The organism is Bacillus sp. PS237, from assembly GCF_037963345.1.
GTDB classification, from domain to species: Bacteria; Bacillota; Bacilli; order Bacillales; family Bacillaceae; genus Bacillus; species Bacillus subtilis.
The window spans coordinates 1,789,546-1,815,531 of sequence record NZ_CP150156.1 but is presented as its reverse complement, the minus strand read 5'-3'; the positions used below and the strand labels follow the sequence as shown (position 1 = coordinate 1,815,531).

The 25,986-nt window shown below is 46.5% G+C and carries 2 protein-coding genes (1 of these 2 only partly in view); both read right to left on the bottom strand.

Features of this window, described 5'->3' with window-relative positions; all coding sequences use genetic code 11:
* Positions 1-8: 8 nt before the first annotated feature.
* Positions 9-12,797 (bottom strand): polyketide synthase PksM, encoded by a 12,789-nt coding sequence (gene pksM, locus NST22_RS09220; RefSeq protein WP_003245093.1) that lies wholly within the window; start codon positions 12,795-12,797, stop codon positions 9-11.
* A gap of 15 nt (positions 12,798-12,812) precedes the next feature.
* Positions 12,813-25,986, bottom strand: partial view of a polyketide synthase PksL gene (pksL, locus tag NST22_RS09215; protein ID WP_080015524.1) — the 3' portion only. 443 nt of this gene lie beyond the right edge of the window; the window shows 13,174 of its 13,617 coding nt (coding positions 444-13,617); its start codon lies beyond the right edge, outside the window; the stop codon is at positions 12,813-12,815.

Sequence of the window (25,986 nt, the reverse complement as noted above, 5' to 3'; positions counted from 1 at the left end):
GAATTTCTTTATGATTCATACGATTTACTCCCTTCTATGATGTTTTGCACACTCTTAAAATCCAATTTCCCTAGCGCCACCTCTTGCATCAATCCAATGATTTGCTCGTCTGTATACGTGCCCTTTATGTGATGTGCTGCTGCGCTATGATTTTGTTTTTCCGCTTTTAAGGCCAAATGGTCAGATAGAGCTTGGACTGTCTGACATTCAAGGATTTCCCGGCCGGCCATCTTCAGCTGCGTGGTTTTTTCGATATGCCGCATCAATTTTCGGCCAAGAATTGAATCCATCCCATAATCCAGGAAGTTTCTTTTGAAATTGATTCGATCCTCAGATATGCCCAATTCTCGTGCTAAAAATTGAACAATGATCTTTTGAATATGGGTTTTGCCATTCGGCTCGTCAATCTCTGTTTTCATATCTTGTGAATGCTGTTTAACGGCCTCTGATTGCTGAGTGCCTGACGAAATCCAATACCGTTCCCTTGCAAATGGATAACCAGGTAAAGAAACCATCCGAACGTCATCGCCATCATGAAGGAGTTCCCAAGGAATCTGATATCCTTTCACCCAGCATTCCGCGATGTTTTCCAAATTTCTTTCTTTTGCGAGAGCTTGCAGAACTGCTTCATCTTGTTCTTCTAAAATCCCTTCTGTATATCCTGTATAAAGGGATCTCTGTTGGCCTGATACCCCACCATTCTTCATTGCTTCCACATATTCCTTCAATTTTCGCACCAATTGCTCCTGATTGTTTGCAACGATCGCGAGCCTTGCTTCCATGGCTTTTCTCCCAACCTGAAGCGTATATGCCACATCAGGTAAAGAAAGGTTATGATTCTGCTCCAGATACGCAATCATGCGGCAGGCAGCATCCTGAAGCCGATCGTCATTTTGGGCTGAAATCACAAAGATCTGCGGTGACCCTTGATGCCGCTGTGTGGACGGCTGATCATCCGGAATGTATTCTTCAATGACTGCATGTGCATTGGTGCCGCTGATTCCAGTCGTGCTGATCGTTCCCATCCTCGGCTTCTGATTTTTCTTGATCCACGAACGGTTTTCTTTGCAAAGCACAAATGGGCTTTCTTTAAACGGAATATACGGGTTTTCCGATTCACAGTGATGAGTGGCCGGAATGATCTGGTTTTTCATAGCCATCAGCATACTGATTAAAGCAACCGTTCCTGACGCTGCAAATGTATGTCCGATTAAAGGTTTAATTGAGCTGATCATACAGAATTGCTTCTGCTTCGTATATTTGCTGAACACGCTCGTTAACGCTTGGACCTCAAGCGGATCACCAAGATTCGAGCCGGTACTGTGCGCCATCACATATTGAATATCGAGCGGATTGATTTCATTTTTTTCATAAATGTTTTCGATCAATTCTGCCTGGCTAAAAGGATTTGGCGCAGTAATGCCGTTGGTTTTGCCATCGTAATTCACGCCGCTGGCCTTGATGCAGCCATAAATATGATCTTTATCTTCAATTGCCTTTGATAATGGTTTCAAGAGAACAGCAGCCACCGCTTCACCTGGCACAAGACCATTGGCATCCTGGTCAAACACTTTGCATTGTCCGTTCGGAGACAGCATTTCGGCCCTTGTCAGCGCCTCAAAAGACATGTGAGAAATATTCAAGCTGACGCCGCCCGCTAAAGCCATTTCACAATCCCCCTGACGCAGAGCTGAACATGCCTGGTGAATCGCCACCAGTCCAGATGAACATGCTGCTGTCAAAGCCATATTAGGCCCTTTTAAATCCAATGCGTATGCGATTCTCGCAGACAATGTGGCGTTTTGTGTTCCGTTAATGTAATCCGTATCTCCGGTTAGATGCGCATATTCCCCTTCTTCCACACCTACATAAACACCGCAGGATTTTCCTTTTATCCGATCTCCCATATAGCCGGCGTCTTCAAACGTGTGCCATGCTTCCTCTAGAAAAATGCGCTGACGCGGGTCCATGCTTTCGGCTTCTTTAGGCGATATTTGAAAAAACAGCGGATCAAACCGGTCTATGTCCTTCAAAAATGCACCCCACCTTGGCACTGCTTTTTCTGGATCTCTGTTAGCTCTCCCCCAGTCCCGGCGTTCGCCCGGAATGTCAGAGATACACGATTTACCGTTTTTCAGATTATCCCACAGCTCATGGACCGAATCAGCTTGAGGGAACCTGCCGCTCATGCCGATAATGGCAATAGGCTCATCGTGAACCTGCCGAATGCTTTTTTTACTGGCTTCTGGTTCTAAAGCTACAGGAATTACTGCATAAGCTTCAGGGGGCTTTTGCGCCTCTGATGCATCATCCCGGTAAAATGCTTCAATCAGCTCTTTATGATCGGTTAAGAAAAAGCTGATCAATTCTTGTAAAGTTGAATAGCCGAAAAATAAAGCCGGTGTCACTTCGATGTTGAAATGCTTTGATAACACGTTCGAGAATTTAGCCAAATAGATCGAATCAAATCCGAAGTCGGCCCAATTTTTGTTCAAATTCAGCTTGTCCTTTGAAATCTTAAGCAATGTGTGAATATGCTCTTTCAAGTCGTGTTCTAAACGCTTTTCAATGCTTAGTGTTTTTACCTCATCCTTGTTTTCTTGTGCTAGAGGGGCTTGAGTGGCCGGTTCTGGAATAGCTGGTTCAGTCATTCCTAAAAATCTGCTGACACGGCTGGGCTGACCGGCTATCACGAGATGCTGAGCATCCTGCTGAGCTAGGATGTGCTCAAACATACGGATACCTTCCTCGGCTTCTAGGAAGCGTTGGCCGCTTGATTTCAGGTACATATCCGTTGTTTCCTCATCACCGATCTTCATTCCGCCATCCTTCCACACAGGCCAGTTGATGACAAACGTTTTACCGTTATGCAGCTCATTTCTGTATTGTGCGTAAGCCATCTGAAACCTATTGCCAATCGCATAATCACAACATCCAAAATCCCCTAAAACCGCAGAAGAAGAAGAAAAATAACACATAAAATCAAGGTCTTCATTTTTAAGCCATTCATCAAGCGCTATCGTGCCGTTGATTTTCGGTTCAATGATGCGCTGGAAGCTTTCGATCTTTTTGTCAAAAATAGCAGAGTCGCTCTCGATTCCGGCTGCATGAATAACACCGTTGATGGCACCGAATCGGTCTTTCCCTCTTTTTACGCAGTCTCCCATTGCGATAGGATCAGACACATCTGCTTCTGCATACATCGCTTCGCCGCCTAGATCCTTTAATTCTTTTATTTGCTTTTGCTTCTCATCATTAAAAGGCGACCTCCCTGTCAAAATCAGGTTTGCGGCATAGTTTTTGGCCAAATGCTTGGCAAATAAATAACCAAGCCCTCCTACACCGCCTGTAATCAGGTAAGTACCGCCAGACTTCAATTTGCTGTTGTCCGGTTGTATCGTTGTCTGTTCAATGTGATTTACATATCGTTTCAGATTCTGATACAAAACCGTTTGTTCAGTTGAAGCCTGTAATTCTGCCCAGACTTTACGTGTCCAATCATCCATCGATCCTTGTTCCGCGGGCTGAAAGATTCCAGTCACTTTTGTGTGCGGAAGGACAAGCCCGAGTGAACGTTCGAAGCCAATCCATGATTCCAGATAACTTCGGTCAAGACTATCTTCAAAACATCCTGCCAGCAGCAGCCGTGAAGGATGAAGCTTTGCTGCGGACATACCTTGTAATAGGTAAACAATACAGGAATGGTCCTTTATACAGCGCTTGTCTTCCATAGGCCACATATAGAGGATTGCATCTGGCTCTCCAAGTTCTTCTTTAATGCTCTGGAAGGCCTTTTCAAAAGTAACGGGTTCTTGCCGCACAATCTGGTAGCTATATTCAGACTGTTTGCTGTACACTTCGCCCTGTGATATAAAAATGACCTTGGTGTCTTGATCAACGTTTTTCAGGGCTGAAGCAAATGCGTTTTGCTTTTCTCTTTCAGTCAGAAAACAGATGAGCGTTTTGATACGTTTCGATGTGAGAGTCGCCGGCTCTTCTTTCCACACTTCTTGAAACGTCATAACCTTGAAAGGTTCTTCTGTTTGCTGATCATGATCCTGTTCTATAGACACCGGGGCCTTTGCCGCGCCTGGTGCCCAGTAACGTTCTTTTGCAAATGGATATGCCGGAAGACTGATCCGGACAGGCGTTTGGGTGCCGTACAGCATGCCCCAGTCGAAAGACAAGCCTTTCACCCAAAGATCCAGCAGTTTCGTGTATTTCCCTTTGCTCATCCATGCTTCTATGATTTTTTCCGTATCCTCATCCGCTGATAAGACTGCTAACGCTTTTTTGTTATCATCGATGCGATCCAGATACAGGCTGTCTGCTTTGTTTTCGATAAAATCGTTCAGCTTTCTCTCAAGATCCTCTAGTGATTCCGCTATAAAGGCCAGCCGTTCCTCCATTGCTTCACGGCCTGTTTGCAAGGTATAGGCGATCCTGATCAGGTCTGTTTCGCAGTACCTTTTTTGTTTGATGGCTGTAAGCAGCTGTTCCGCTTTTTCTTGCAAACGTTCCATGTTTTTGGCCGACAGCACAATCAGCGCTGGAGGATGGTCTTTCGGCGTTTGCGCCCCCGTTCTTGGAATATATTCTTCCAGGATGATATGGGCATTGGACCCTCCGGCGCCAAAACTGCTCAAGCCAGCGCGCCTAGGCACCTCTTGCCCGCCAATCACCGGGCGTTTCCATTCACCAAGTTGCTGCTGAACGACAAATGGCGTATGGCTGAACTCGATGTTCGGATTCAACCGCTGAGCATGCAATGATGGCGCAATTTGGCCATATTTAAACTGAAAAAGTATTTTTGTCAGCCCTGCAATTCCGGCTGCACTTTCACAATGGCCGATATTTGATTTGCTGGAGCCGATCGCACAAAACTGTTTCTCCTGCGTATCTTTCTCGAATGCTTTTGTTAACCCCGCTATCTCAATCGGATCTCCTAATGCAGTGCCTGTTCCATGCGCCTCTAAATAACTGATGGTTCGGGCAGGAATGTCGGCGCGCTCAATTGCTTCTTTAATCACCTGTGCCTGTGCATGAGGATTTGGAACCGTGTATCCATTTGTTTTTCCTCCGCTATTAATGGCACTTGCCTTTATCACACCGTAAATATGGTCACCGTCCGCTATTGCTTGCTGCAGCGGCTTTAACACAATGGCGCCTACGCCTTCACCGTCGACAAATCCATCTGCATCATCGCCGAATGATTTACATGTATCACTAGCAGAGAGCATATTCATGACAGATAAATTCTGATAGTGAACCGGGTCGACAACTAAATTGACACCGCCGGCAATGGCACAATCACTCGATCCGCTATAGATGCTTTCCAGCGCTAAATGAATCGCTGTCAGGGAGGATGAGCAGGCTGTATCGACTGCAAGACTCGGGCCTTGGAAATTCAGTAAATAGGATATTCTGTTGGCGATAGACCAATAGCCGTAGCCAGTCGGATAATTTTTGTTCATGACTCCGGCAAAGACGCCGATTTTTCTGCTTGAACAGAGCGAGTCAGGCGTGTATCCCGCGTCTTCAATACTTGCATAAGCGGTTTGCAGAAATAATCGCTCCTGAGGGTCCATTCTTTCTGCCTCAAGCGGAGAAATCTGAAAGAATAATGGGTCAAACTTGTCCATATCCTTGATAAATCCGCCCCATTTCGTATAAATTGATCCTTCTTTTCCTTTTTCTTTATCGTAATAAGCTTTCCAATCCCAGCGATCTTTCGGAATTTCCTCAATACAATTTCTTCCTTCTTTTAGGTTGTTCCAAAAGTCTTCTGCTGTTTCCGCCTGAGGATAGCGTCCAGAAATGCCGATAACGGCAACGTCACGGCTTGCAAGAGTGTTTGTCGGTGTTTCTTTCTCCCCGCTGAAGCCAAGCTTGCGAAAGCGCCGTGTTCTTTTAGCGGCCTGATCAGGTTTCTGTGAAGATTGGGTTCTGCTTTCGGCCGGTGTATGTTGTTGAACTTGACGGTCAAGACCTGTTAATTTCATCAGAGCTTCTGTTTTTGTTTTGATGAAATGCTCCACTAATGCGTCAATGGTCTGGTACTCGAAAAATAAAGTGCTGCTTACATGGTCAAATTCTTTACGCAATGTATTCGTCAGCTGGACAACAACGATAGAATCAATACCGTACTTTTCAAGAGGTTCAGATGACTCAATCTTTCCTGCAGGAATTTTCAACGTTTCCCCGATTAGTTTTTTCATATATTCTGTGCTTTTTTCTCTTAGGAGAGCATGTTTCGATTGTCCAGCTTCCTCTGAATCTATGGTATGAATGTAGGCTGGCTCCTGATTAGACGCTTGTGAAACAACCTTCTCCGGCAAGATCACATTTTTCATCATACGTCGAACCAGCCCGTTGCTTGAGGCTGCGACGATTTGGTGACTCAGATCATGTGCCGCCTCGGCCGGGAAAAAGACAGATTCAAAGCCTTCGCTTTCAAGTGCCGCTTTCCAGCTGTCAGGATGTAAGCCTGGACAGCCGGGAATCCGCACTGCAGGATCTTCATACAGCCACCAGCCTTCCAAAAGACCAAAGGTGATGTGAGGGAACAGGCTGTTTCCCGCCATTTCATTCAGCAGCAGCATTCCGTTGTTTTTCATTACCGCTTTTGTATGCCGCAGTGTTTGACGGATATTTTTTGTTGCGTGAAGGACATTAGCGGCAATGACGACATCATAGCCTCCCGCTTCAAATTCCTGCTGATCAATCGGTTTTTCCACATCAAAAAGCTGATATGTCAGGTACGGATTTTCCGCCCCATATTCCTTTTCTGCATGCAGCAAAAATGCTTTAGACAGATCTGTATAGCAATATTCATTGATGTGCTTTTGATATGGTTTCAGTTTTTCAAAGATTCCGGCACTCGTGCCGCCTGTGCCTGCGCCTATTTCCATAATGCGAATCGATGCCTCAGGGTCGTGCTTCAGACGTTCATCCAGATAAGCTAATAATGTATCGGCAAGCACTTTATTAAAATAGTCTGCCACTTGGTTATGCTTATAAATGCCTTCCACCAGTTCCATCGAGGAATGCGGGAACATGATATCTGTTGCAGGGACTTTCCCTGTCAAAATATCCGGTAATGCTTGCAGCATGGCCTCTGCTAATACAACCATCGCCTTTGTCTCGCTGTCTTTAAGCCACTTTTCTTTTTTCGCGTTCCATTCTAGCCAAAGCAGCTCGATATCCTCTGCTTGGTCCTTCCTCACCAATGAATCTCCAACTTTCTTAAGATAGCCATGCTGCAAGAGAAATTCGCTGCTTTGCCGAATCCATTTTCCATAAAATTCACGAGTCTTATATTGTTGAAGACGTTCAACCGATAATGTATAACCATCAAACAGCTCGGCTGTTTGCAGCTGTCCTAACAACAGCCTGTAAAGAAGATCATCAAGCTCTTCATGTGTCACTCTTTGAAATCGTCCCGTAGTCGGCAGACGCTCCATCAGGCTCTCTGCATCTGCTGAAGGTTGCTCTGGATAAAGAGTGATGAATTCATTCTGATTCACGCCTTCGACTGCTACAGGCTTTGTCGTATGAATGAAAGCTGTTTGGCTGACTGGCCCAGAAAGCAGTGCTTCCAGCGCCTTCATAGCCTCCGCGGGCTCAATTAAACCTAAGCCGATTTGATTCATGAGCTGTACATAATGTTCATCCTCAGCCGCTTCACTATTCCCCCAATATCCCCAGTTCATGACTTTTACAGGGCATGCCCAGCTCTGAGAAAGCTGGTGAGCAAAAGCATCTGCAAATGTACAGCCAGAGGCATAATGGCTTTGCTTCACATTTTTGATATGGGCTACAAGCGAAGAGAAGAATAAAACAAAATCTACATTCTCCTGGCGGAACACTTGGGCCATCCGAATACTGACATCGATCTTCGCCGCCAGTCCAGCGGTGAATTCTTCCGGCTTCATTTTTTCCAGGCTTTGCTCAAATAAAACCATCGCAGAGTGAACAATCCCGTGAATATGAGGATGACGTTTTTTCACTTGTTCATAAGCCTGCTGCAGTGAATGCTTATCGGCTGCATCGGCTGCAATGTAGAAAGGCTCAGGGCCAAGCGCCGAAAGTCGGTCTATTTTTGACTGGATGGCAGCATTAAGTTGACTTCGCCCAATCCAAACGATTTGCGCCTGGTAGCGGCGGATCATGTACTCACTCCACGCCTCTCCGATATACCCGGCTCCTCCGATGACCACATAGACTCCGCCTTTCCGATATAGCGTGTCGCCTGACAGTGAGGACCGATATGGGATCAATTGCTGCTGATGCCATTGCTGATTACGATAGGCCCAAGCATGGCCAAGGCGGTCAGCTGGGAGCGCAAACATGTGATTTACCGGCCATGTGCAGCCTTTTTCAAGATCGAGAAGACGGATTTTCCAGTGTGGATATTCCTTTGCCATTGTGCCGGCAAGCCCATGAATGCTTGCATGAGCGGGTTGTACTGCCTCATGTTGCGTAACCGGCTGCGCTTGGACGGTCACAAGAGACCATTCAAGTTGTTTCTCGCCATAGCCTAATTGCAGGCATGCTTTCACAAGCTTAAATAAGTGAAGAACAGCTTCTTCTTGTCCATCACTACCTATACTTCCCCGGTGTGACGGGGCAATCCACAATACATGGTCAATGCTTCCGTACGCTTGCAGTTTGTCCGCTATTGCCTCAATGTCATCTGCAGGGCGGATATCGACAAAGGAAATTTGCGGATAATGATGCTTTATGAAAGTCCGATCAGCTTCAGCAGCTCCGCATAAAACAGCTCTTTTACCAGCAAACGAAGCATTATCCTCCGCTTCTAGAGAGACTGGTTCCCAGACGGGGATCATCACCGTATGCCCGGTCAGCTGAGAATCAGTTAATAGTTGCGGCTTTGAATGCTGCTCTCCATCAAGTGCCCGCATCGAGGCACCCTTCATTCGCACACAAACACGTCCGTTCTCATCACATAAATCAATGTCATACTTTCTGACTTTGTTCTCCGCTTTACTGTCTGAACTGTATCGAATATAAGACCATATCTTCTCTGGACATGGGCTGAAAATATCAACCTCCTGTAACGCAAATGGAAGAGACAGCGTCTGAGCTTGTCCAGCGGCATTGACTGAGCTAACGATAAAACCGACTGTGGCATGGAACGCGGAATCCATCAAACTCGGGTGGAGCGCAAAATGCTGCTTGTCGTTTTTTAGAAAAGCGGGTAACGAGATTTTTGCAAGCAATTGATCTTTGCCGACATAGACTTTTTCAATCCCTTGATAGCCCTCGCCATAGTCAAGCCCAATCTTTCGAAACGCTGCATAGCATTGTTCTGACGTCACTGTGTCCAGGCTGCATTCTGTCTGTATTGATGAAAGGTTTAAAATGGAAGTCTCCGCTTCATCTGAAATGACAGCGCGACCTTGGCAGTGTATCGTCAGGGCTTCTTCTTTATGTTCAGAGCTGCTATAAATATCAAAGGAAATGTCCCCGTTATCCTCAGGAAAAAGGCCAATATGTATTTCTTTTGGTTCACTTTCTATCGTGATAGGACGCACCCACACAATGTCTTTAAGCGACACCACTCTTTGTTCGCCGTCCAGATCGCCTGCAGCTTTTTCCGCTGCTTCCCTTGCCATTTCTAAATAGGCAACGCCCGGCAAAATTTTCTGTCCCTGTACAACATGATCTGACAGGAAAAATTCCGTGCCTGTAAATACAGAGCTAAAGCGCTGCTCAGTAAAGTCTGATGTATTGCGGTGCACCAGCGGATGTAAGATATGATTCACAGTGCTGGTTTTCATTTCAGGAACCGAGATCCAGTAGCGCTCCCTTGCAAACGGATAGGTCGGAACACTGATCTTAAGCGGCTTGCGATCGCCGTATAGGTCGTCCCAGGTGACCCGCTTTCCTTGAACCCATGCTTTCGCCATTTCCATCATTTCACTGTCTCTTATCAAATTGTTATTCAGCGCATTTACCGATGCTAGCCCAGCCGCCTCCTGATTCTCCTTGGCTCGTCCGGTCCAGCAGCCCTCGATCTCTTCTTCGCCATTGGCAAACGCCCGAAGTTTAGCCGTTAAATCTTTTATGTCTTTTACAATGAAGGCCGCACGCTCCTCCATTTCAACCCGTCCTGCCTGCATGGTATAAGCTAACGCTAAAAGATTGACGTCCTCGCTAAGAAAATCAAGAAGTTTAAGAGCGTAAGCCTGCAGACGATCTTTGTTTCTCGCAGACAAAGGTATCACTATTTCTTCATTTTTCGTTAAAATCGTCTCTGAATGGCTCTCTGCCGGAATATATTCTTCCAAAATAAGATGCGCATTTGATCCTGAAGCGCCAAACGAACTTAAACCGGCACGGCGGGGATATGTGACGTCCACCCCGTTTTCTGTAAAAGATGGCTGCTCCCATTCCTTTGTTTCATGCTGGACAAAAAATGGGGTTTGATCAAGCTTCAAATAAGGATTCAGCTCTTCTGAATGTAATGACGGCACCAAGGTTTTATGATGCAGCTGCAGGACAGTCTTCGTTAAGCCGCTAATGCCGGCTGCAGCTTCAGCATGGCCAATATTTGATTTCACAGAACCGATTGAACAGAATTGCTTGTCCTGCGTATTGCGGCTGAAAGCTTTTACTAACCCCTGTACTTCAATCGGATCTCCCAATGAGGTGCCAGTGCCATGGGCTTCAACATAGCTGATGGTGCGCGGATCAATTCCTGTTTTTTCTAGACATGCTTCGATTACATCAGCTTGAGCTACCGGGCTCGGTACTGTAATTCCGCTTACTTTTCCTACATGATTTATCGCACTGCCTTTGATGACAGCATAGATTCGGTCACCGTCCTGTTCAGCTTTTCGCAGCGGTTTTAGCAATACTGTGCCGACACCTTCTCCAGATACGTAGCCATCCCCGCCTTTGCCGAAAGTATGGCAATAGCCGTCACTTGAGTGCATCCCTACACTGCCATAGCTGATATATTTAGCCGGATGCAGTGACAAATTGACGCCTCCGGCAAGCGCGGCCTCGCATTCTCCATTCCGGATGCTCTCTATTGCCAGATGAACCGCAGTTAATGAGGAAGAGCAGACCGTGTCCACCGCCATGCTTGGGCCGTGGAAATTACAATAGTAAGAGACCCTGTTGGCGATTTGCGCATAATTCAGCGATAAAGGAAATGGATTGTGTTCTGATAGAGCTTCAGCTCCTATAAGAGAATAGTCCTTATGCATAACGCCGGCAAACACACCGACATGCTGTCTTTTATTTTCTCCCTGCGGTGAAGCAATTGTCTCTGGTGTATAACCCGCATCTTCAATAGCTTCCCAGCACGTCTCTAAAAATAAGCGTTCCTGAGGGTCCATCATTTCCGCTTCACGCGGAGAGATTCTGAAAAATTGAGGATCAAAGCAATCAGCCTCCTCGATAAAGCCGCCCCATTTCGAGAGCGGCTTGCCTGCAGGTGAATCCAGTCCATCGCTTTCTTTCCATTCCCAGCGTGAGTTTGGAATCTCTGTGATGCAGTCGGTACCCGCTTTAAGCTGTTCCCAAAATTCCTGTATATTTTTCGCCTTAGGATAGCGTCCCGCCATTCCGATAATGGCTATGTCCTCCCCGATCTCTGGTGAAGAGGTAACACCATCAATTGGTGAAGGAGATTGGCGGACAGCATCGTCCGCCTCTCCAATTGAATAGTGATCAGCAAGATGAGCAGCTAGTTCTGCAATTGTTGTAAATTCAAACAGCAGTGTCGGAGCAAGATCCGCCCCAACCTTATCTCCAATTTCCTGAACCACGGTAAGCAATGACGAAGAATCCAGACCAAGCTCATAGTACCCAGCGTGGATATCCATTTGTTCTGCCGGCCTTTCAAGCTGCTTAGCAAGCAGCTGACGCAAATACATTTCAAATGCGGGATAGTCCCGACTGATGTTCTGAGAGACAGCAGCTCTTTCTTCTTGAATTTCTTTTGCAGAATGAAAGGCTGACATATTCCGTACAGACTTGCCTGCAAATTGTTTCAGCTCGGCCACTTTTTGTCCTGCTGAATTAAAATATTCAATCGTCATATAAGTGAGTTCTTTCTTTTGGCGCACAGATGAGGAGAGGATCCGTGCTGTACATCCTTTTTGCAATCGTTCTGAAGCAGAAAACGATTCATAATACAATGGCAGGTACATCGTTTGATCTGAGATCAGGCAGCTTGAACCTATGCCGCTGCCGTCAATAAGCGTCGGATGAAACAGAAAAGCATCAGAATGACGCAATGCTTCCTGTCCGACTGCTAAATCAATTACAGCCCCCTCTTTGGCTTCATAAATCTGTCCTTCCGCCTTCATCATGCCGGTATGCACTAACTCTTGAGATCGGCATTGTTCATAGATTTCATCTAAATTCAGAATCCTGTCAGCTGTACTTTTCCACTGATTAAGGTCTATTGATTCGGCAAAAGCGGTTTGCTCTTTACGATGCATGTCAGCAGTCACATATTGTCTCTTGTCAGATAGTGATTCTCCATGCTGTTTTTGTCCGTCGATGATGATGGACCATGTCCCTTCCTTTCTTTCAGACACGTGAATGGTCAGGGCAATGTCATATGACTCATCTGCGATCAAAGGGTAAAAAATGGTTAGGTTTTTTAATTCAAGCTCTTGGTATGCATAACCATGTTCCTGGAATACTTGGTAGATTAAATCTATATAAGCAAGGCCGGGTAATAACGCTTGTCCATATACCTTGTGGTTGGACATGATTGGATTATTTAATGAAATGTGCAGTTGTTCAGTTATCATTTTCCCACTCCTCTCTTATTTGAAAGTTTTCCAAAACATATCTTTAGAAGCCCCTGTGTCTGAATGCACTTTTTTCTGCACGTTTTGAGCTGATGGTTTGATTAAAACGGGCTGCCTATTTAATTCCGGCAAAGGCAGAGGTTTTCTTCTAATTGGACGCTCAGCCGAGTCTCTCCAACCTTCTATAATGAGATGGGCGTTCGTTCCGCCATCTGCAAAACAATTAATTGCCGCAGCCGGCGTTGTCTCCTTCCACTCGGCTTGCGATCTGCTGAAATACAAATCTGTTTTTTCTATATCAAAATACGGCATATTTTCATTACCTGACAGGAACGGAACCAATTGTCTATGCTTCAGCATTAAAGCTACTTTAATCAGGCTCGCAATTCCCTCTGCACATAATGGATGGCCGATGTTAGGTTTCACCGATCCCAGCCCTAACGGAGCCTTTGATTCAGAACGGTAAATGGACTGGATTGCCTTTAATTCAAGTAAATCTGTTACTGCCGACCCCGATCCGTTCGCTTCGAGATAGCTGATCTCTTCAGTCTTTTTGCCGCTTTTTTCAAGCGCTGACAGCATGACGTCCTTTTGTGCCTCGAGATTCGGAGATGATGGGCCTGCCGTTCTTCCGTCATTATTAATCGCAGCGGCTTTAATGACTGCATATATGGAATCTCCGTCTTCAACCGCTTGGTTGACGGTTTTGACGAGAACCATGCCCACGCCTTCTCCTAAAATGACACCGTCTGCCCGCTTATCAAAAATATGGAATGACGGTTTGTCACATAAAAGTCCGCGCTCATGAAACATTCGATGCGCATCAGCATCAAGCAAACTGACGCCGCCTACAACCGCTGCCTCAATATCTCCGCTTCGCAGAGCCTGAATGGCCATATTCAGCCCCACCAGTGCAGAGGAACAAGCGGTATCCAGGACAATACTCGGTCCCTTCAAGTCAAAAAATTGTGAGATGTTAGCCGCTAAATAGTTTTGTCCACCAGCGACTATCGGATTTTTTGCTTTTGAAAGACTGGCCGGATCAGGCTTGTGCTGGCTGCGGCCTCCTATATAAACACCAGCCCTCATGCCTTTCACTTCTTTCTCTGTATAACCCGCGTGATACCATAGCTTCAAGCTTTCCTCCAATACAGCCAAAGCTTGAGGGTCCATCGCTCTGACATCGCTTTCGGACATCATGAAGAAATCATGATCAAATCGGTTCATTTCATCAATGAGGCCCGCGTAATTCGAGCTGGAGTTCCCGAATCGTTCAGGCGGAACAGGCGCAATCGCAGACCGTCCATCACGTATTAAATCCCAGTATTCCTCTAGGGTTTCTGCTCCCGGGAACCTGCAACTAAGACCGATGATAGCGATGTCCTCAGCAAGAAGTGCCGTTTTTTCATGGCTTATCTGTTGCGGCCGCTGTTCTGGCACCAGCTTCTGTTTCATTGCTGATTGCGGCTTGAGAGGTGTCTGTTTCTCAGGAACAGATGGCTGTAAAACAGCTGATATGTCATATTTCGAAATGAGCCAGTGTGCAAAGGATTCTATTGTCGGGTATTCAAACAAGATTGACGGATCAATATCTCCATTTAATTGTTGGTTCATCTGCTGTACCAGCTGGGCCAATATAATCGAGTCGATTCCGTATTCTTGGAAAGGTTCATCCGTTTCAAAGTCTTCTGCAGCTATTTTCAGTTCATCTGAAAAAAGAGTTACGAGCCAGTCGACTGTTTCAGGGAACAGGTTGCGAGTGCTGGTTTGCTCTTTCGTCTCAGGATGCGAGAGAGCTTCGACAGGCAATGACGGCTGCATCAGCTTATCCGGCTTCCAAACGTTTGTATCTGGTACTGCCGGCAGCACGACAGCATACTGTCTGTCTGATAGAATCTGGTCAAGCAGCTGTAATCCCTCGTCGTTTGTCAAACTGATCAATCCAGTTTGTTCTAAAGCTTTGCTTCGAACCTCGCCTAAACCGGTCTCCTTCCAGTTAGGCCACTGAATGCTTACAATGGGACATTTATCTTGATGAGCCTCCGCAAAATAATCCATAAAAGCATTTGCCATCGCGTAATCAGCTTGTCCTGCTGCTAGTGCAGGGATGGCCGCTGATACTGATGAAAACAAGGTGAAAAACGCCAATGGTTCATCTTGAAGCAGGTCAAACAACGTTTGCAGACCTTCGACTTTCGGTTCAAGCACCTGTCCGATCTCTTCTAGTGATTTTCTGATAAAAGCCGGGTTTTGTTTGTTCACCATCCCGGCACAATGGATGACTCCGCCAATCGCCCCCATTGTTTCGTGTATTGTCTTCAGGCTCTGTTCGACAGCAACCCTGTCTGTGAGATCCAGAGACAGCACCTGAACTTGCGCACCCATGTCTTCTAGCTCTTGAACGGCTTTTATTTTCTCGGCAAGCGAGGAAATTTTTACCGAATTCCACTGGTCACGCGGCGGAAGCTCTTCACGGCCGATAAGGACCAGCCGCTTAACGCCGTATGTTTTCACAAAATGCCGCGCACACAGCAAGCCGAGACCTCTTGTCCCGCCTGTAATAAGCAGGACTTTGTCTGTTGAAAACGATACTTGCTTATGACTTAGAGCGGCTTCTGCTGGCTGCTCTGTCAAATATGCGCGATATCGCTGTCCGTTTCGATAACAGACTTCTGATTCTGTGCTCTTGGCATAATATTCAACTGCAATCAGTCTGGCCAGCTCCTCATGAGAGGCTTCGCATTCCATATCTGCATGTCTTGAAGTAAGATGGCTGTACTCACTTTGAAGCATGCGGTATAAACCGGCCCGTGAAGCACCAGACAAAAGAACACCCTCATTTGCGTAGGCCTCCAGCCCCTTTGTTACACCCAAGACCGTCAAATGATGCTTGCTTGCACGTCCTTGCTCGATCAGCTTTTGGAGCCAGTTTATCCAGCCCATAGAATGCTCATGGCTCGTTCCGCACCCGATCAGATCGATTGCTCCAGCAACGTGTTCATAGTCAGCAGCAGATACCCGATCCAGCTCTTGGCTGTCAAATATACGGTATGTCGAGAAATACGCCGAAAGCTCTTCCGCTAATGCCATTGTCTCCTCATTTGCCAAAATGGCGACGGTTTGATTCGTCATTTCTGCCGGTTCAATCGGACAAGGCTGCCACTGTTTACGCAGAAAGCAGCGCTTTGGCATCAGTTCGAATTGAGGCATTGCTGTAGCAATGGTTTCGGGTTCGCCTTCTTGAGTTGGCAGCCAGTAATACTCTTCCGCGAACGGATAAGCAGGCAGGCTGATTCGGCGAGGCGTGTATTCCCCATAAAGCTTGTTCCAATCTATCTGCAGCCCTTTCACCCATAGCTCTGCTACTTTCTCCAGCCTTTTTTTCTCTATCCATGTTTGCAGCAATGCTTTGGCATCATGATCCGTTTCAAACAGCTTGATTTCGCTCTTCTTCGTTTTCACGTGAGCAGCAAATATGCTGCCGTTCGGCATTTCAGCCAAATAATCATCTAAAGCTTTGATCAGCATTTCTCTCGAATCCGCCAAAAACGCCATGCGATAATCCATTGCTTCCCGGCCCGTCTGAAGTGTGTATGCCATATCCTCCAGATCGATATCTTCATTGGAAGTTACGAAATCTTTCATTGCTTCCGCATAGGCCTTCAATTGCTTCTCTTTTTTCGCTGAGAGTACAAATAATGCTGAGCGGTGCTGCTTTGTTAATCGATCGTTCCTCTTTTCAGGCTGATATTCCTCTATCACAATATGGGCATTCGTTCCGCTATATCCGAAGGAGCTCACACATGCTCTCCGCGGTTTTCCATCAGCCGTTTCCCAAGGCTTAAGCTCCGTATTTACGTATAAAGGAGAATGCTCAAATTCAAAATGCTCATTCGGTGTCGTGAAGTTCAATGTCGGCACAAGTGTTTTATGATTCATGCACAATAACACTTTTTGAACCCCGGCTACTCCTGCCGCCGCGGATGTATGGCCAATATTGCTTTTGACGGAACCGATTGCGCAAAACTGCTTTTTGTCTGTTTTTTCTTGAAATACGGTGGACAGAGCTTCTAATTCAATTGGATCGCCTTGTTTTGTTCCTGTGCCGTGCATCTCGACATAACTGATACTCTCAGGATGTATGCCGTATGTTTCATATATGTCTCTTTCCAGATCCATTTGGCTTTTCGCACTCGGTGCCGTGATTCCGTTTGTTTTCCCGTCCTGATTAATACCCGAGCCAATGATGATGCCATAAATATGGTCACGGTCCGCTTCCGCATCTTTCAGCCTTTTCAATACCAGCGCACCCGCACCCTCGCCGGGCACAAAACCATTCGCGCCATTGTCAAATGCTTTACATTGTCCATCAGGTGAAAGCATGCCGGCCTCACACATACTCATGTAAGATTCCGGCGTCAGGTATAAGCTGACCCCGCCGACCAGCGCCATATCAATTTCTTTGTTTATAAGTGCCTGGCGCGCTAAATGAGTGCCGACCAATGAAGATGAACATGCGGTATCAATAGGAATCGCTGGCCCTTTTAAATTTAGAAAATACGGAATACGCGCCGCTGCGATCGCAAAGCTGTTTCCGGTGGCATTTGCTCTTGACTGCCGATTCAGCATGACCCCGTATTCATTGCTCATAATGCCGAGATATACACCGCATTTTTTCTCATTTAAAGTTCGGGCGTTGTACCCAGCGTCCTCAAAGGCTTTATAGCCTTCCTGCAAAAAGATTCGATGCTGCGGGTCCATCAGTTCAGCTTCTGACGGCGGAATATTAAAAAACAACGGATCAAAATGTTCAATATCATCAAGCATCCCCATTGATTTGCAATAGACTTTCCCTTTTTTGTTGAGGACAGGATCATAGTATTTGTCAACATCCCACCGTGATGTTGGAATGTCCCGAATGGCATTTCTCGCATGAACCAGGTTATCCCAGTACTCTCTTACATTACGAGCGCCCGGGTATCTTCCCGACATCCCGACAATCGCTATCGCATCCTCCGGGCGGTCTTGAAGAACAGGAACCGTTTTCTTCTCATGTTCTTTCTTTATTGGATGTTGAACAGGCTGTAGTGGCCGTTCTGCCGGCTTTGGATGAGATGATGCTGCTGGCTTTTGCTGGGCTGCTTCGAAAGAGTCAGTATGCTCTATCTTTCTATCAAGATGAGTTCCAAGCTCGGACTTTAGCATTTCGGCAAAATCACGTATCGTTGGATAATCATATACTCTGGTTACCGTAAAAGACGTTCCGTATTGCTTGTTCACCGCTTTTATCCATTCGAGTCCGGTAATCGAGTCCATTCCGATATCTATGAACGCTTCGTCAATATCCACCTCGTATGGCTCCATGTATAACACGTCTGCTATGCTTTCCCTCAAGTTTTCATGCAGCGTTTCAATTGCTACAGTATATTGTCTTGATGCAGATATTTCTGCCGCTGCATATTGAATCGTTTCTTCAGCTTCCTCTTGCACTGGCTGATGATGTTCTAACGGCTGCAGAGATATATTAGCCGGTTTAGCAGCAGGTACCACTGTTTTTTGTCTGATCGGCGTGTACGTCTCCGTTTGTTTTTTCTCCCCAGCTTGTGTGCTTAACTCGTGTGCTAAGTAAACAGCGAAATCACGTGTTGTCGGATAATCATATACCTTTGTGACATTTAGTGATGTGCCATACTGTTTATTTATTGCTTTTATCCATTCGAGCCCGGTAATCGAGTCCATACCGATATCTATGAATGCTTCGTCTGGATCAATCTCGTTTTGGTCCATGTACAGCACTTCCGCTAAGCCCGCTGTCAGTTCATCGCACAAGGCTTCCGCCGTGATCGTCTCTGTTTCTGTATCTGATGGAACACGCTCTAAACGATCCTGATTGGTCATTAAAGGCTGTAACGTAATATTGGCAGGCTTGCCACTGGCTTCTCTGTCTACAGACGGCTTCGGAATAACGGGCTGTACTGGAGCGAATGGCTCCTCCGTTCTTTTTTCCTCAGCCTTTGCATTTACGTCTATCCAATAGCGATCTCTTGCGAAAGGATAGGCAGGTAAACTGATGCGCCGCGGTTTTTGATCCTGATATAGCGTGCTCCAGTCGATTCGCAAACCTCTTACCCACAGGTCTAAAACCTTCGCATATTTTCCTTTTTGCAGCCATGCCTCAATTGTTTTTGACATATCCTCATCAGCAGCAAAAGCAGCAATGGCTTCTTTGTTGCTCTTTACTTGTCCGCGATAGACATATTCACGATTTTCTGTTCCGGAGATACATTCATACAGCTTTTCTTCAAGCTCTTGCATCGTTTCCGCAACGAACGCCAGCCGTTCTTTCATCGCTTCCCGGCCGACTTGCAGCGTATAGGCAATTCGGTGTAAATCTGCTTCAACATATGTTTGTTCACGAATGGCATGCAGCAATCGCTCCGCGCGTTTCTGAAGTCTTTCCTCATTTTTTGCTGAGAGCACAATGACAGCCGGCTGTTTCCTCGCTGGTAAACGTTCCTCCACAGGTTCCGGAGCATACTCTTCTATTAAAATATGGGCGTTCACACCCCCGGCACCAAATGAAGAGACTCCTGCGATTCTCGGTAATTCGATGTCTTTGCCATTGACACTGATGATCGGCCTCTTCCACTCTTCTAGCTCTTGCTGTACTTTAAACGGCGAGTTAAGGAAATCAATATTCGGGTTCAGCACGTTTGAATGCAGGGAAGGCGCAAGCTGCCTGTATTTCATTTGGAGCAATACCTTCGTTACTCCTGCAATACCTGCCGCACTCTCACAGTGCCCGATATTTGATTTGGCTGACCCTATTGCACAAAATTGTTTGTCATCGGTTTCTTGCGTAAACACTTTGGACAGCCCTGTGATTTCAATAGGATCACCGAGAGAGGTTCCCGTGCCGTGGGCTTCGATGTAACTGACTGTCCGCGGATCAACCTTCGCTTCCACAAACGCCTTTTTGATGACATCTGCTTGGGCATTCGGATTGGGCACTGAGTACCCGTTTGTTTTTCCCCCGTGGTTGATGGCTGTCCCCTTAATGATTCCATAAATGTGATCACCATCTTCAACTGCTTTAGACAATGGCTTCAAAAGCACTGCTCCAACGCCTTCCCCCGGCACATAGCCGTCTCCGCCCTGTCCGAAGCTTTCACATCGGCCTTTGCTGGACATAAATTTGTTCTGCCCGAGCATCAAATATTTATTTGGATGGATTGACACATTCACGCCGCCCGCGAATGCCGCCTCACATTCTCCGCGCTGCAGGCTTTGGCAGGCCAAGTGGATAGCCGTTAAAGAAGAAGAACACATGGTGTCTAAAGCAATACTCGGTCCGTGAAAATCAAAATAATAAGATACCCGGTTCGCGATGGATGATGGATTTCCCGTTAAAGCCAGAGACCTTCCCCGCACCTGCTCTTGTGCCCCGTACAGCTGATATTCTTCGTACATGACACCGACGTAAACACCGACGCTTCCGCCAAGCTCAGCATCACGCTTACGGCCGAGGTGCTCTCTTGTATAGCCTGCGTCTTCCATCGTTTCATACACGCACTGCAAAAATAAACGCTCTTGCGGGTCCATTAATTTTGCCTCACGCGGCGAAATATGGAAAAACTGCGGGTCAAACTTGTCTACATCCTTCATGAAGCCGCCCCACTTGCTGTAGGTTTTTCCAGGCTTGTCTTTATCTTCGTCATAATAAAGACTGTGATCCCAGCGGTCTGCAGGAATTTCCGTAATACAGTCTCGCCCGTCCCTCAGTTTTTCCCATAATTCATCAATGTTGTCTGCCTGCGGATAGCGACCTGAGATACCGATGATCGCAATTTCTTCCGTTTCCTTCTCTCTTACCTGCTTCTGCTCTTTATCTTGCAAAGGAAGAAATCCAGACTTTCTTGGGATAACTGGGATTTCTTGTTTTTCAGGTTCTGATTTTCTTTCAACAGAAGGTTTTCCCGTTTCAAATCCCAAGATGTCCAGCAGTTTTTCTCTGCGGGAATCAATAAAATACCGGGTTAATGACCGAATATCCTGGTATTCAAAGAACAGCGTCTTGGACAAAGATCCGAATACTTTTTCTAATTGACCCGTTACATGCATGATCATGATAGAATCGATCCCGTAATCCTCGAGAGGAGCTTCAGCATCAATCTGGCCAGCTGGCAGCTTAATCACCGAAGAAAGCACCTGTTTAAAATAGTTCTCCGCTTTTTCTCTTAGTATCTCTTCATCAATTTCCCCGATCATGTCTGCTTTTTCTGCCTCCTGATTGAGACTGCTTTTTTTGATATTGTGAGATTGGCCTTTGCCATGTCCCGTTTCATGTAAAAATGCACGAATCCGATCAGTAACACCGGAAGCAACTAACACTTGCGGGTTCCCTGACGTCCAGCCATGATATAGCGCCTGAATCCCACGATCTGTTTCCATGGCCACCATGCCTGTTTCTCTTTTCAGCATCCTTGCAGTTTCCGCATCAATTTGCATGCCCCCGTCTTTCCACAGCGGCCAGCACACTGAAAGAGTTTTTCCGTAACGCTTGTGCAGCTCTGCTTGGCCATTGCGATATTCGCTGAATGCATTCATAAATGCATTGGCCATTGCGTAATCAGCCTGTCCCGCGCTTCCTACTGCTCCGGCACCTGAGGAAAAAAGGATAAAGAAATCGAGCGGAATATCTTTCGTTGCTTCGTCAAGGTGAATCAGTCCTGCTACCTTTGGAGCAAGAACGGTTTGAACCTCTTCTTTCTTTTTCTTTATAATGAAATTATCTTTTATTAAACCGGCGCTGTGAATGATGCCATCTAAGTCTCCATAAACGTTTTGGGTTTCTTTTAATAAGGCATCAACCGTTTGTTTGTCAGCCAGATCAGCTTGTCTGTAAATCGCTTGGATGCCAAGTTTCTGTAAGGCTTTAAGCTTCTTCTTCTTCCTTTCATCAAGCGGAGAGCGTCCTGTCAGGATCACAACCGCATCATTCGTTTGGTTTGCAATTTCAGTTGCAAAGATGAATCCAAGACCGCCCGCACCGCCTGTGATCAGATACACGCCTTTATCCTTCCATGGCATGTCAGCACTTAGGTGCTCACCAGACACTTCTTTCCACTTGCTTACAAATCGCTTCCCTTGCCAGTGGCGGATATGCGTGTCACGCGGATAGCGTCTGTTTTCCTCCAATATTTCGAATAGGTCACCAGCTGACATCCCGGTTTCTATTTCGATCAACTGTCCTGTCAGTTTTGGATTTTCCAGTTCAGCCGTTTTGAGCAATCCAGTTAAGCCGCTTAATAGCTGAGGCTCGTCCAACGCAGGCACCGCCACTTGAATGAATGTATGTCCTCCTGTTTTTGAGTGCATTAGCTGTTTGATTTCTTCAAATAACTGTATGGCATAACCTTCAAACCGTTCATCAATTGTCTCTGTATCATGCTGCAGAACTGTACAGTCAAGATGATTTTGGAGGCTTTCCATTTGTTCTCCAACATCACAGACAACGACTTTATGTGTGTCGTACTCTATGAGCTCTTGCCTCTCTGCAGCACGTTCTTCCCAAATATGTTCGAACAGTAGCGTGTCAGTCGCTTCAGAAGGACCTTCTTGATCTGTTTCTAACACTCTTGCAGAATAGCCCGTCAATCGCACGCAAACCTGCCCCTCTTCATTGCATAAATCGATATCAAGCTTCTGCATACGATCCCCAGCTGTACTGCCCTCGCTATATGTGATCCGCGCCCACATAGATGCCTCGCAGCCTTTGAAGATTTGGACATCCTGTATGGCAAAAGGCAGCATTGCCTTTCTGTCTTCTAAACTCGCAGCTCCTCCCAGCCTCAAACCGATAGATGCTTGAAATGCCGAATCTATCATGCTCGGATGCAGAATATAATGGTCTTCTGTATTAGAGATTACAGGAGGCATCGTCAATTTCACTAGAACTCCGTTTTCGCCGGCATATAGGCTGTCGATCGCTCTGTGGCTGTCACCATAATGAATACCCATTTCTGTATAAGCCTCGTAGCAATCAAAAGGTGACAGCGTCCGGCCATTATAGCTTGCCTTCAGTTCTTCAATGTTGATAACCGGATTTTCACCAGCCTCACAAAGCACTGCACTCCCTTGCCCATATACAATCGGCGACTCCTCTGCGCTTTCAGGGTCCCGGCAGATTTCAAATGTAATCTCACCATTCTCCTCAGGATATAGACGTACATCTATATCTTTCTGCTGTTCTGTGACGGCGAACGGCCGGACCCAGACGATATTCCGGAGCCGGAATCCTGTCGGGAACTGATCCGCAGCTGCCCTTTCCACAGCTGCCCGAACCATCTCCAATAAAGCTGCGCCAGGTAAAACGTGTTCGCCCTTTATGACATGATCCTTCAAGAAAAATTCACGTCCTGTAAACGCTGAACGGAAGCGGACACCCGATATGTCGGACACATTTTGATGCAGAAGAGGATGCAGGATGTGTCGCTCCTCCTTTAAACGATCAGTCTTTTTCTCCGCTTTCGGCACCCAATAACGCACCCTCTCAAATGGGTAAGTCGGCAGGCTGATCCGCTTTGGTTTGTTTCCGTCGTAAAGCAGCTTCCAGTCAACCCCAGATCCGTTCGCCCACTGCTCCGCAATTTGATCGAGTTTTCTTTGCTCCAGCAATTTATGTACCGATTCGGCGGGACGCGATGGTTCGCTTCCTCTTGACACGCGGCCCTTCCAGCAATGCTGAATGGTTTTTCGTCCTTCTATAAAAGCCTTCAATTGGTCGCTTAATTCTTGAATTCCGGATGCTAAGAAAGTAACCCGTTCTTCCATCGGTTCACGGCCTACCTGCAATGTATACGCCAAATCTCTAATCTGAATCCCATCATGAAGAAAATCCAAGAGACGTTTTGCATATACACGGAGACGTTCTTGATTACGGGCAGAAAGCGGAATAACTGCGGATATGTCAGAATCTGAGGACAAAGAAACGTCCTGCTCCGCTGCTTGAGGAATATGTTCCTCAAGGATAATATGTGCGTTTGAACCTGTTGCGCCAAAAGAACTGATCCCCGCCCGTCGCGGATAAGGGACGTCTTCCCCATTCTCCTTGATAACAGGCTGCTTCCACGTTTCTGTTTCATGCTGTACATAAAATGGAGACTTTTCAAAATCAACGTACGGATTCAGTTCTTCCGAATGCAAAGAAGGCACAAGTTTTTGATGGTGAAGCTGAAGAGCAACCTTGCTTAAACCGCTGATCCCCGCGGCGGATTCGGCGTGCCCAATGTTTGACTTTACAGAACCGATTGAACAGAACTGCCGATCCTGCGTATATTGGCGGAACGCTTTCACTAATCCCTGTATTTCGATCGGATCTCCTAAGGACGTGCCGGTTCCATGGGCTTCCACATAACTGATCGTCCGCGGATCGATTCCCGTTTTCTCCAAGCATGTCTCAATCAGATCAGCTTGGGAAACAGGGCTCGGCACTGAAATGCCGCTTACAGTGCCCACATGATTCACAGCACTTCCTTTAATAACTGCATAAATGCGATCTCCGTCTTCCTCTGCCTGGCGCAAAGGCTTTAATAAAACCGCGCCTATACCCTCTGCAGGCACATAACCGTCTCCATCCTTTCCAAACGTACGGCAGTGTCCGTCAGTGGAAAACATATCCCAGACCCCGTATGTCATATATTTATTCGGGTGCAAAGACAGGTTCACTCCGCCTGCTAACGCAACATCGCACTCACCGTGACGTATGCTTTCCAACGCCAAGTGCACTGCGGTCAAAGAGGATGAACATACCGTATCGACAGCCATACTCGGACCGTGGAAATTACAAAAGTAAGAAACACGGTTGGCGATTTGCGCATAGTTGAGCGAAAGAGGAAACACATTTTCTGCTGATGCTTCTTCAGCTCCGACTAATGTATAATCCTTGTGCATGACGCCTGCAAAAACTCCTACATGCTGCCTTTTATTTCGTCCTTTAGGCTTGGCCAACGTCTTTGGCGTATAGCCCGCATCTTCAATCGTTTCCCAGCATGTTTCTAAAAACAGCCGCTCTTGAGGGTCCATTGTCTCCGCTTCTCTTGGCGTGATTCTGAAAAATTGGGGATCGAAGCAGTCGGGATCATCAATAAATCCTCCCCATTTGGAAATGTCCTTACCCGAAGGAGATGTGATTCCTTCAAGTCGCTGCCAATCCCAGCGCGACTCAGGAATCTCACTAACGCAGTCCTTACCCTCTTTCAGATTGTTCCAAAATTCATGAATATTGGCTGCCTTCGGATACCTGCCCGCCAAGCCGATAATCGCAATATCGCCTGCTGCCTCAATAGGTGCAGGACGAGAGCCTTCAACAGTCTTATGGTCGTTTATGCTGTCGGAAACGCGTGCTCTTTCATTCTGGCCAAGAGAACCAGCGGCACTAAAATGCTCAGCATATTCCTCGGCAAGAAACGCTGACAGTTCCGCTATGGTGGTATGCTCAAACAGAAGAGTCGGCGAAAGGCTCTCACCGATCTTATCACTGATCGTTTCTACCACCTCAAGCAAGCCCGATGAATTCAGTCCCATTTGGTAATAACCGACCTGTTTTTCAACTTGTTCTACCGGCTTATTGATTTTCTCTGCGATTAATTGGCTTACGAACTGTTCAGCCTCACTATAGGAATTAACGGGAGAAGATACCATGTCAGCAGGTTTATCACGCTCAGCAGTGTCCGCTCTTGTCATCTGTGTCTCCTGTGCATCTTGATGTTTTCCGCTAATCAGCTCCGCTTCTCGCACCAATTTGCTTGTAAAGTTTTTCAACTCAGCCACTTTTTCTCCCGACGCATTAAAAAATTCAAGTGTTACATAAATCAGCTCTTTTTCCCGCCGGACGGAGGAGCGCTTAATTCTTGTCATGCAATCCGTTTGCAAAAGTGCAGAAGCGGAAAAGGATTCATAGAACAGAGGCAAATACAGCCTCTGTTCTCCTTTAAGCAAAGATGTGAGCAAATGATTGGCACCCACCCCGCTCCCGTCTATGAGAGTCGGGTGAAACATAAAGCCTTCTGCGTGAAGCATGGCCTCCGAACCGAGAGAAAGCTCAAGAAGGACGCCGTCTTCCTCTTCATAGATGCAGCCTTTTGCTTTCATATATTCGCTGTGCACCAATTCCTGACGTCTGCATTGT

Bases quoted from the DNA above. Each gene is read 5' to 3' on its own strand.
- pksM (WP_003245093.1), bottom strand. From the start codon at position 12,797: ATGATAACTGAACAACTGCACATTTCATTAAATAATCCAATCATGTCC.